General features: G+C 55.6%; 2 protein-coding genes and 1 tRNA gene. 1 reads left to right on the top strand and 2 read right to left on the bottom strand.

From position 1 onward, the window contains the following. Positions 1-131: 131 nt before the first annotated feature. Positions 132-218, top strand: a tRNA-Leu gene (locus AU182_RS03365). 74 nt (positions 219-292) lie between these two features. On the opposite strand, the gene AU182_RS03360 is transcribed toward AU182_RS03365, so the two are convergent. Continuing rightward, positions 293-10,621 carry a filamentous hemagglutinin N-terminal domain-containing protein gene (locus AU182_RS03360; protein ID WP_193754280.1) on the bottom strand — a complete coding sequence of 3,443 codons (10,329 nt, stop codon included), beginning with the start codon at positions 10,619-10,621 and terminating at the stop codon, positions 293-295. A 189-nt stretch (positions 10,622-10,810) separates the two neighbouring features. Beyond that, on the bottom strand, positions 10,811-12,745 hold the full coding sequence (locus AU182_RS03355) for a ShlB/FhaC/HecB family hemolysin secretion/activation protein (RefSeq protein ID WP_227718103.1): 1,935 nt from the start codon (positions 12,743-12,745) through the stop codon (positions 10,811-10,813). Positions 12,746-12,792: the final 47 nt, after the last annotated feature.

Below are 12,792 nucleotides of genomic sequence, written 5' to 3'. Positions count from 1 at the left end.
GTTACCACCAGCGACCGGCCTGGCGTCGCGGAGCCCTGGCGGCCTGATGACGCAAATTGCCACAAAAACCGTTGACACCCCGCAACCAACTCAATATAGTGCGCGTCCTCAACGGAGCACACCGTTGATTTGCCCAGGTGGCGGAATTGGTAGACGCGCTAGCTTCAGGTGCTAGTGACCGCAAGGTCGTGGAAGTTCAAGTCTTCTCCTGGGCACCATATCCAAAAAAGGCCGACTCGAAAGAGTCGGCCTTTTTTTGTGCGCCGGGGCCAAGCCCCGGCCGGTGGCAAGGTTATCTACCGCCCACCGCCGCGGAAGCTTCGCGCCGACGCTTCTCCTCTTCCTCTTCCTCCATAGGTAGCAGCTCTCCGCCCTGCAGCCGCACTTCCGGCAAATTCAGCACGTCCACGCCCAGACTGTACGGAGCCACCTCGGTGAAGATACCCGGGTCCAGCTGCGCAATATCATCCACCGGGTTCTGTACCGCAGACTTCAATCCCTGAGCGGTCTCGTTACTGGCAATGGAGACACCCTTGTTACCGATGGCGGTAAACAGTGGCATCCGCCCCTCGAACGCCGGCTCGTAATAAAACAGCGAGACGATATCCACGGATTCGGTGACATTGAACCGCAATGGATTGATCACGGTACCGATATTGCCCCAGCGCTGCTGCTCGGTACCGATCACCGCGGTACCCGCAGTAATGTGGGTCTCGCGAACGCTCTCAGCTGTCAACAGGCCAAAGTTTGCACTGGCAAGGGCCAGATTCCCGCGGCCTACGTTAATCTGGCCGATAACCAGGTCGTCGGCTTCCACAATCGATACATCGATATTACCGCCGCTGGCACGCAGTGACAGGGACTGGAGGTCGGACGCGATATCCAGATCGCCGGCCAGGGTGAGGTCGGCATTGGCGGCCTTGAGGGAGCCACCGATGGTTTGTGTAGTGCTGCTTACCAGAACCACATCGCCAGTGCCGTCGTATGCCAGCGCCATATCGCCACCGTTAAACTCGACACCCGCACTAACATCATCGTAGGTGAAGTCCATTTGCTGGCTCGAAACCAGATCCAGGCCACCGGCACCATCCTGCAACGACTCGAAACCGCCAAAGGTAAATTCACCCACCTGGTTTTGCGCGTCCGAGTTTCCGGTGATCCGCCACTGCTGCTTCGCCGCCAGCTGCATCTGCAGCTGGTCGCTACCAGAGCCCCCAAGAAGCTGCGTGGGCTGGACGCCTGCCAGAATCTGCAGCAGGTCGTCACCGGCGCCCAGCGACAGGCTGTCGAGCAGCGTTCCGCTCATCACTACGGTGTCATTTCCAGCGCCGGTATCCAGTGAGACCAGGGCGCCGCCATCCAGATTGAAGGTATCGACTCCGCTTCCGGCAACGATCTGCTCAAAACCGCTGAAGCCCACTGAGGACTGCCCAGTGGCAACGCTGCCACCGCTAGCCCCCAGGGTCCAGCTCATATCACCGTCAAACCCGTACAGGGTATCGCTGCCACTCCCCGCGCTAATGGAATCCAAGCCGGCGAAACTGACCCCGCCCATTTGCAGGCGCTGCGGACCGGTCATCAGGTAATCAGCACCGAAGGTGGGGCCGTCATAAGCACCGGTAGTCTGTACTTGTTCCAGGTTCTCGAACAACACGGTGATGGAGTCGACAACAGCGACCGCCGCGCCTTCAACCAGGGTTGCATCCTGCTCCAGCGAACGCCAATTAGCCCCGCTGCCGGCGACGGTATCAGCACCACCGGCGGCGTCAACACGACCAATACCATCGAAATCGATACCGGAGACGGCAATACCACCATCGCCTGCCAGGTTGAATGTATCCGCTGCTGAGGTGCCAATCAGGGAATCCGCACCACCATTACCGGTCACTTGGCTGACCCCGCTGAAATCGATGCCGTCGACACTCAACCCACCGGATTCTCCGGCGAGGACAAACTGCTCCTCCGCACTGGTGCCAGTCAGGCTGGCACTGTCCGTCACCACTCGATCGATACCGTTGAAGGTTACCCCGTTGGCGGATACCCGCGCGCCGCTCTCCAACTGCCAGCTATCGGTACCGCTGACCACCTCGTTATCCCCCTCGCTACCGGCAAACACCTCCGCGACACTGTCAAACAGCAGATCGAATACAGAAATTTCACGGCTATCCGCACTCAGCGCAAAGCTTTCGGCCGTCGTGTTTTGGGTAGCATCGATGACTGCGGACTGGGTGGCGATCTGATCGATCCCGCGGAAGGTCACACCTGCCGTGCTAGCGCTCCCCGCACTATTTCCCAGAGTCCAGCGCACACCGCTGGCGCTCGTTACCCGATCCGACCCCGCCCCTGCGTTGACGTCCGTAATACCCGCAAAATGGATGCCCCCTGCCTGCAGGCCTCCATCGGAAGCCAGTGCGTACTGGGTATCGGTATCCGCACCGTCGAGAATGCCATTGCCGCCACTGGCCTGCTCCATTTCACTGAAGGCAATGGCGGCATGGGACACGGAACCAGATTCAGTGCCCAACTGCCAGCCGCTGTCAGCGGCACCCACTATCGCATCGCTGCCGCCGGCGCCCGTTACTGAAGACACATCGCCGAATGTCATACCGAGACTGGTAAGCGCACCGTTTCCGGTTACGGTAAATTCGTCAGCGCCGCCGGTGCCGGTCAATGCACCGGTGGCGGTCACCACGCCGACGCCACTCACGCGGATATCGCCACTGGTCACCGCGTTGGCGCCCGACAACGTGACGCTATTCCAGGCCTCCAGCGCAGTCACACCATCTTCCAACGCCAGGCGCTGCAGCCCACTGAACGTGGAGGCACCGGACGCGACTGTGCCACTGGCGGTGATGCGTGCGCTTGCCTGCCCGCTCACCGACAGGCTCACACCCTGCCCAACGTAGCTTTCCACCTCGCTGAACTGGATACCGTCGTGGCTAACGCTATTGTCGCCAGCCAGCGCGTATCCCTGCCCCGCACGGGAGATCACTTCGTCGTCTCCGCCAGCGCCCGCGGAGACGGTGCCCAGATTCCGGAAAGCGATACCACTCACGGTGAGGGCGCCGCTGCCCGACAACACAAACTGTTCGGCGCTGGTGCTTCCAACCAGGGTGGAGGTGCTCACGCTGTCGATGCCGGTAAAGTTCATCGCACTGCTGCTGAACGCTCCATCAGCCCCCGCCAGCTCGACGCTGGAAATAGCGCTGACATCGTCGCTACCTACGCCACCTTCAACCGCGGTTACACCATCGAACTGAACGCTGTCGGCAGTCAGTGCGCCATTGCCCGTTACTGCAAAGGTATGCCCACCATCATCACCGACAACACGCCCGGAGCCACCGGAGAACGCCTCGATACCGGAGATCGACACACCATTGTGCTGCAGGCTCGCGGTATTTTCTGCAAGCTGCCAGTCCCCACTGATGGCACTGCTGAAACTATCCTCGCCCGCGCCACCGGCGAGTGTGGCGACCCCATCAAACTGGATACCGGCAACATTGATTGCGCCATCACTGGCAAGCGTAAATGCGTCTGCCCCCGTACTGCCGGTCAGTGTACCGGTGGTCGCCTGCTCAATACCCAGCAGGCCAAGTGTACCCGCAAGTAATTCTCCCGCTGTGTCGGACAGGGTCAGTCCACTGTATGCGCTGGCATCCAGGGTGTTGTCCGCCGACACGCCGTCCACAAACGTCATATCGTTGACGGTGAGCAATCCTGCGGAGATGCTGCCGCCGCTGTTCAAGATAAAGTCGTCAGCACCACTGGTCCCGTACAGCCCTCCATTAAGGGCATTGAGGATTTCCACGTTCAGGAAAGTTATGCCATTGTTTTCGGCACTGCTGTCTCCCAGCAATGTCCAGTCCGCGCCACTGAACCCGGTCACAGTATCGGTACCACCCAACCCATCCACGCGGGTAGAGGAGCCAATTTCCAATCCATTGACGGTGACACTGCCGTCAGCGTTAAACAGGATATCATCGTCGCGGTTGGTAGCTCCCACGACGCCAACATCAAGGATGTCGATATCGTAAAATACGATACCCTCGGCGGTCACAAAATCACCATCTTCGCTCATGTCCGCAGAGCCGGCGGAACGAATCGTATTGGTGCCATCGTTGCCATTGACCTGGCTCAGCCCCGAGAGATTCAGGGCCGCCACGGTGATCGCACCATCGCCAGCTATCTGGAAGGTCTCATCCGCAGCGGAGCCATCAAGCTCTGCCAGTACGGCGGAGTTCAAAGCGGCAAAGGTCAGCCCCCCCGCAGTCCGCAATTCACCATCGGCGCCGGTCAGGGCCAGCGCATCGCTGTAACCGCTCGCATCCAGCCGGTCGCCAGTAGTGGCGGGGTTAGTGATGGTATCGTAGGTCGAGCCGTTGCCGAGCACTTCACTCAGGCCGGTAAATGCCATATCCCCGTATGAAACGGTTACGCCATCGGCTTCGCTGCCGATCAGGGTGAAAGTATCGTCGCCGCCGGTGCCGGTGACCGTAGCAGCATCGGTATCAATGCTGCTGAAGCCGTCAAAGGTCACGCTATTACTGCTCTGTGCAGAGTCTGCATCCACCAGTGTCCAATTGATGCCACCGGCACTCTCAACGCTGTTGCCGGTACCACCGGCGGTGACGCTGGTGACCCCGGTAAACTGAATCAGGCGAGCAGTGATGCTGTCGCTGGTCAGTGCGAATACATCGGTCCCGGCACTGCCGATCAGTGACGCGGTATCGGCCGATATCAGGCCACTGAAGGTGACATCATCGGCGATGACTTCCCGCGCATTGCCAGTGAGAGTCAGGCCCGCGACAAAAGCGGTGGCATCGAGGTTGGCTTCGTCATCCGGAGCACTGAAGCGCTCCACCTCGCTGAACACGATGCCGTCGTGGTTAACCGATTTATCCACATTCAGCGTGAAGTCCTGGCCGCCGCGAGATACCACCTGGTCCTCTTGATCGACCCCGGAGCCCGCGTTGACGTTGCTCAGACCGGTGAACTCAATGCCTGCGACCTCAAGAGCACCACCGCCCTGCAAGGTGTAGGTTTCCGCTGTAGTGCTGCCCCGAAGGTCGGACGCAGTGGCTTGATCAATGCCGGTAAACTCAATTGCGCTGGTATTGAAAGCGCCGTCCGATCCCGCCAGGGTAACTTCGGCGATGGCTGTTACCTCGTCCGTGCCAGTGCCCGCATCGACATCGCTGACACCACTGAACTGGTGTGTGCCATCAACGATCACTGCATTGTCAGCAGTAACTTCAAATGCGTGTCCACTGTTGTGCCCCTTGATCGCGCCGGAGTTACCGGTGAAGGTGTTGATGCCTTCAATTAACAGGTCGCGTCCAGTTGCGCGCTCAAAGATAACGCTGGACAGGTTTTCTGCCAGCACCCAGTCGCCAGTGGAAGCGCTGTTGAAACGATCGGAGCCGCCGTTGCCGTTGAGTTCGGCAACGCCGTAGAAGTTGTAACCCACGTATGTGCTAACGGTCAGCGTGTCATCAGCCAGGTTGAAGGCTTCCTGAGTTGCCGTGCCGTTTACAATTTCGGTGGTAATCTCGGTGATACCGGTAACGGACAGTCCGCCGGCGTCCAGCTGTCCGAGGGTATCGGTCAGGCTAATGCCTGTATCAAAAGCACTGGCATTCAGGCTGTCCACACCGCCATTGCCATGCAGAGAAGTCATGCCGGAGATGGTTATGCTGTCGGCAAAGATGACACTGCCATTCACGTTCAGTGTAAAACTATCGGCGCCGGTGGTTCCCAGCAGCCCCCCGCTGACGGCCGCCAGTGTCTCCGCATTGATAAAAGTAATGCCGTTGTTTTCGGCACTGGTGCTACTCAGTAGCTGCCAGTCCTGGCCATCCATGCCGGTAACGCTGTCGTTATCGCCGCCGCGTGCGTCAATAGATGTGACATTTTCAACCGTAATACCATTGACAGTCAGAATGCCGGAATCACCGAATGCGATGGTATCGTCGCCATTGGTGGCTTCCAGAGTGGCCGCTTCGATGGTCCCCAAGTCATAGAACTGGATCCCGCTACTACTGACATAGCCGCTTTCCATGGTCGGCGTGTCGATGGCAACAAGCCTGTCGTTGCCGCCCTCACCGTGGATCTCGGTAAGACCGAAAATATTCAAACCGGCAATCGTCAACCCACCTGAATCGTTTACGGCAAAAATCTCTGCATTGTCGGTTGCGGTCAAATTGGCGAGAGTCGCTGAATTTAGGCCCTCGAACGTCAACGAACCTGCAACGTGCAATTCACCGTCGCTGCCAGTTAGGGCGAGCGCATCGCTGTAGCCGCTGGCACCCAGCTGGTCACCGATCGCGGTGGGGTTGGTGATGGCATCATAGGTCGAACCGTTACCGAGCACCTCGCTCAGGCCGGTAAATACCATGCTACCGTAACCGACGGTAGCCCCATCGGCTTGGCTGCCGGTCAGTGTAAAGGTATCGTCGCCTGCGGTGCCGGTGAGCGTGGCCGCATCCGCATCGATGCTACTGAAGCCGTCGAAGGTAATTCCATTGCTGCTCTCGGCAGAATTCGTATCGAGAAGAGTCCAGTGGATATTACTATCACTGGAAACACTATCGCTACTCGCACCTGCAGTAACCGAGGTGAAACCACTAAATTCATATCCGGAATATCCGGAAACATCCAGCGCTCCGCCGTTCCCCAGGGTGAAGGTTTCCTGCGCATCACTACCCTGAAGTTCACCATTAGAGGCAATAATGTCCCATGCACCCGAGAAAACAATGGAGGCATTGCTTACACTACCGCTACCCAGGGCCCAGCTACCAGAACCAGTGACTTGGTCATTACCGGACCCTTCGATACTTGAAAGGCCGGTAAATGTGAACGCACCGCTATCGAGGTCCGCGTTATTTTCGGAGTTCACATCCAGGACAACATTCTGCCCATTGGTATCAACTGTTGCGACACTCGCGGAACCAAAACCGGAAAAGGCGATACCGTTATCAATGGAGAAACCAACCTCATTTTCAGCCCCGGCGAGATGCGAATAAATCTTGCTGCCACTCGCGTCGTCGAGATAGAGCACCGCCAATCCGGATGCCCGTTCCGAAAAAGTGTCGTTTCCGTCAGAGATAACTTCTTGCAGCTCCCCGAAAAGCATTCCGTTAACGGTTACTGTCTGCGAATCGTTATTAGAGCCGATCACGAAGTCATGCTGGGTAATCGCATTAGTAGATGCGGTCACTTTGTTAGCGGTAATACTGGAGATATCGGAAATGGTCAGGTTGCCAGCGACCACTTCGAGCACATTGTCGGTGAGAGTCAAACCATCCGAAAAGGCAGAGGCATCCAGAGAAGGATCGCGTGCAGCACTACCGTCAAATCCCAAACCTTTCTGCAGCATGGCAAGACCGTTAAAAGTGGTATTTGCAACGGTGACGCCGCCGTCAGATTCAATAGTGAAACTCTCACCGATATTGAAATCCAGAGTACCGCCGGAAGTGTTGATGGTATCGAAACCGATAACACCAACCCCGGAACCACTTAAAAAATATATACCGGATTCAGCGGCGCTACTCAGGGTCCAACTGTCATCCCAATTAACAACCTCTGTTCCATTTTCAGTGCCCTTAATCGTTTGTAACTCATAGAACCTGATATTGCTACTACTGGCATCAAAATATTCATTCGCCCCATCGTTCTCAATGGAAAATGTGGTAGTTCCGGCATCATCGCGTGCCGCAAGAAGATCAGAAGTTACGCTACTCAACCCAGAAAATACTGTCCCAGTACTGCCGTCCGCATCCGTAAGGAGCGCGACACTATCATTATCAGCACCTATGACAACTCCGTATTCATATCCAGAAGCATCCAGAATACTAGTACTCGAACCTCCACCTGGTGAGACTGTCACCAAATCAGTAAATAGAATTTCATGAACACCGACATAACCTTCGCTATTAACAGAAAAGTTATTTTCGATATTTCTTTCGGCAGCAAGGTCTGCACCGTTCGAGGTAACCGTCCAAGCTCCGGTAAAATTGATTCTCTTATTGCTTGCACCACTACCGTCTACTTCCCAGTCACCGGTCGAAGAAAGTGTATTTCCAGAAGCACCGATTACGCCATCCAGGTCATGAATTTCTAACTTAACTTCTGTGAAAGTGGGGTCAGTTAACTCAGCGCTATTATTTCCGACCACAGATAAAGCGATTCCGCCGGCTTGCGCCGTATCTATCTGCGACACCCTGACATCCGACAAACCAATAAACTTGATCCCACTATCGTCACTGGCGGTATCGACAAAAACCTCTGCCGCTACATTGTCATCATCTTTAAGGTAAGCACCTGAGAGACCCAGCGCATTCAACTCACCGGCGGACTCTACTTTGCTGATGCCATTGAATGTCAATGTGTTGCCAGTAAACTCCATGTTATTAGCCACGACAACGGCAGTGCCACCACCCACATCGAAGAAGTAGCTATTACCATCACCGACAATGTTTCCTGAACCACCGGTAAATAAATCGATATTTTCAAGCGTGAGATTTCCGCCGTGGGTGACACTGGCGAGATTTTCTGCCAGCATCCAGTCGCCGCCGGCAGCGCTCTGGAAACTATCGGAGCCGCCATTGCCGTTCAGGTTCGTAACGTCGTAGAAGTTATACCCGGTATAAGTGTCGACGCTAAGAGTAGCGTCGGCAGTCAGATCGAAAGCTTCCTGGTTCGTCGAACCAGTCAATGTGCCGGTGGTGATCTCTGTTATGCCGGTAATAACCAGTCCATCGGCGTCCAGCTCACCGGCGTTGTCGGTGAGGCTGACTCCCGGACCGAAGGCACTAGCGTCAATAGAATCCAGGCCCCCGAGACCATTCACAGCATCGAGGTTCTCAAAAATTACGTCATCGTATTCAACCTTCCCATCGGCAGATAGGATGAACGCATCGTCGGCAACACCATCAGCTGCGTTATTTCCAAAGAGCGTGACCCCTTCACCAACCACAACGCCATCGGCATCTGTGATAGATGCAATACTTGTTGACAAGTCACCTTTAAGGTTTGTTACTCCGCCGCTCAAGTCAATTTCCGAAATTGAGGAAATGGCGCTGACATCAAAGTGATGATTTCCGCCCAGGTTGGTTATGGCCAGAGTATTTGCGGACTGGAGATCCCCGAGGCTACTAACAGTTGGTGGGCTGTCCTCTGCAATATTTAGCGCGCCCACATCCAATGAGAAATTTCCGACATCAACATCAGCGCTGTTTCTGAAACCATTAACTGCTATTACGTTCAGGCTGCCATTAATTGCGGTTACTGCCTGACCGGAGGTCAGCGCCACAGTGTCCTGAGATTCGAGTTTAAGAGAAGAATCTCCGCTCCAATCCAAACCCGCCTCAACGGTAAGAGTCTCGGCATTCGCATCAATCGTTACCGCAGCGTTGTCATCCAGTGCGCCAACGACCGCGGCAGAGCTGATACAGTTGCCGGCGCAGTCAACACCGTCCAGAGCCACAGATTGCGCGGTAACCTGCCACTCCCCACCACTAGCAGCATCTGCATCATCGGTAACCACGGACACCGTGGATGCGCCAGAAATGGCCGATTCAGAGATAGTTTTGACCGTGCCGCCGGTACTACCCGAACCGTTACCGGTACTACTAATGGTTCCATCCAGAGTCAGACTCTGAGATGCGCTCACGGTGATATCACCACCATCCGCCACCGTATCAACCACCGTAACCGGATCGGTATTGGTGTAGGTATTTGCGTCCGCAATCAACGCACTATCGGTCCCGAGAGTAATCTCCTCGGCAGTAACGTTGATTATTCCGGCAACAGCATTCTCAACTTCACCGTTACTGACGGTCAGCGATCCATTATTGTGAATCGTTGCAGAACCTGGCCCGTAGGCTCCCAGGGTGATCGTCCCTCCACTGGTATCGATACCGGTCGCGATTACAGTGCCTGTGTTGTTTACTGCTGCGCCGACAAGTGACCTGGCTGCGCGCGCCTCCATCACCACCTGCACGGCTTCTAGATTACCGGAGTTAATAACATCAAGACCCTCGCCAAATTCGATATCGGCAGCCTCTTCGCTGATAGCAACGCCAGTGACAAGTCCGCCTGCCAGGGTAAGGGTCATTCTCTCGCCAGCATGGAAATTGATACTACCGGTGACCAGTTCTCCGTTTTCTGCCGCCGTCAGATCACGGGCGTTCGAAACGCTGGCGCCAATTAACGTGATACCGCCAGGTGCGAAAATCGGGTCGCCGGCGGCAACGCTCACTGTGCCTGCCGCATCACCCAACGTGAATTCGTAATCCCCATCTGCACCCGCGATGTTGCCGTTCATCGCTGCAGCGGTAAGCGCTGCCACACTCACCACCGAATTCTCACCAAAAAGTACGCCTCGGGGATTAATCAATACGACATGACCATTGGAGCTCAGAGTCCCGAAAATTTCTGTGCTTCCCTCAAGAACCCGGTTGATCACCATGGCCGATGGATCGAAGTCTCCACTGGCACCGGTAAAATTAAAATTAGCGCTTTCGTCTGCTTCGATTACAAAATCGGCCCAATCGATATGGGCAAACTGCCCATCGACGGCATATTCGTAATTCAACGAGCCGGCATCAGTATTATCAGTCACTGTGCCTACGACAACGTTCATGCCACTAGGCCCAGCCATGGCAAACTGCGGCATGGTTAGCGTGATGCCGGCCAGACCAGATACACTCACTGCAATAGAAAGCAAATTTCTTTTCATATTCATGATTCTTGCCACTTAGCTCCATGGCGGCGCCGCGGCGCTGCCGATATCATTTAAATCGAAGTTTGATTACTGCAGGAAGTAGGAAAAGTCTGCATATAGGGTGGGACTGTCGGCATCGTCTCCGGCACCCTCAATGGATGATTTGGAAGTCGTCGGCCAGGCCACCGATAATTGGCTCGCCCAGTTTTCGGCCCAACTGAACTTAAACAGGAAGCCGGCCCCGGCGAGGGCTGCCCAGTCATTGTTCAGATCCTCTTCAGGATTGTTTACGATGCCGTAACCAGCATCCGCAATCACCGCCACCTGCAGGATGTCATTCAGGCGATTACCAAAGATTTTGGGATTGATCGCATCGGGGAAGGATGGATACCACTCGGCAGAGATCAGCCCGGCCTGGTCGGCAGAAAAATCCCGCACATCAAACGCACGTACGCCGTTGGCGCCGCCAAGGGAAAGTTGCTCAAATGATGGCAGGGTATTTTCGCTGTACTGCCAGCGGCTTTTAACGACAAGCCGCGACTGCGAATCTGTCAGTGGCATTGGCAGAAAGAGCAACGAACTGGTTTCCGCAGCGAATTTTTGAAACTCGGAATCCGTTTCCAAGCCAGTGTCACCGGAGTAGCTATTCAGCTCCCCGTACTGTATTTTCGCGTTGACCACGTTCAGCATGGGTATGCCCCCACCGGACAGGCGATCCACATAGATACCGGCCTCGCCACCGAGCGCCTGATCCCAGCGCTCGAGGATAGGCGTCGCAGCCATCATTTCGGTGTTCTTGTCCGTTACCGTGACAGTACCAGTGATATTGAAATCCCGTGAACGCCGGAATTTGTGATCCACACTCAAGCCATAGTTTTCATTGATACCTTCAAGCTCGAGCAGGTTAATGAAGTCGTCTTCGTTTTCAGAATTATGGATCTTGAACTTATTGTAATCGGCCGAAATTTGAATGCGTGTGCGCGTACTCAACAGGGGCAGACTGTATTTTAGCTGCCCAAGATTCGACCCGAACCCGGAATCAAATTCATCAATGCCGGAGGACTTCAGATAACCCACCGTGAGCTCGTCACCGATTCCAAGGGGATTGAACCAGTCGACGGCAGTGAAAATACGGTTGTCGCCGGTAAATGTAGAGCCGTGGTTGTCCATGCGCGTGACCAGGCGCCAGCCGCTCTCATCACGCACCTTGAGGTTGAGGCGGGTCTCACCCGGGTTATCGCCGGGGCTGAAGTAGCCGGCAACGTTCAATGCGGGCAAGTCGTTTAACAGGTAAAGCGACTCTTCAATGCTGTCGTGATTGACCAATTTTCCTTGTTGCGAAGAAAACGCGTCAGCCAGTTGCGTTTCACTGTACTTCTGGTTGTCGTGTACCGCCACTTGCCCGAGTACGCCCTCCTGCACTGAAAAGGTCACCACGCCATCCTGTACCTCCTGTGCTGGGATCTGTACCTGCGCCAGGAACAACCCCTGCTGGCGGTAGAAACGCGTGAGCTCTGCGGCTATGTCTTCCAAATCCACATAGCTCAGTCCACGCTGGGCGTTCTGACGCTCCAGCGTATTTATCAGCTTGCGCAGCTCCCTCGCTCCCAGGTTTTCCGGCGCAAACCGCGCGCCCATGCCTTCGAGTAGTAGTGCGATCTCTTGCAGGTTGTCGACGGTGTAACCCGCTGCGACAATCTTATCTTCCTTCATATACTGGACGCGGAGTGCTTCGGCCTTTGCCTCGACTGTCTCGCGGTCGATACCGAATTCCGGGTACTCTTCCAGACGATGGAACCGGAATTTCTTCACCGAGATACGGGGACCGATTTCACGGCCGGAAACCTCTGGAATATCTGTATCCAGGTTAGGGTCCCTGGCCTCCTTGGCGCGGCGCTCGAACTCCTCCGATACATCGGTATCGTTGATATGGGGTACATCCTGTTCAAACGCCTGGCGCACCCGGCTGCGGAAACCACTGTCGCCGTCCTGCGCGCTCACTTCCGAACCAGTTAGCAACATTGCCGCCACTGAGACCACCAACAATCCCTTACTGAACAAAGCCACAT

This window comes from Microbulbifer sp. Q7, assembly GCF_001639145.1.
Classification (GTDB): domain Bacteria; phylum Pseudomonadota; class Gammaproteobacteria; order Pseudomonadales; family Cellvibrionaceae; genus Microbulbifer.
This window is presented reverse-complemented; position numbering and strand designations above follow the sequence as displayed.

Coding starts and splice junctions, on each gene's coding strand:
- AU182_RS03355 (WP_227718103.1), bottom strand. CDS start 12,745: ATGTTGCTAACTGGTTCGGAAGTGAGCGCGCAGGACGGCGACAGTGGT.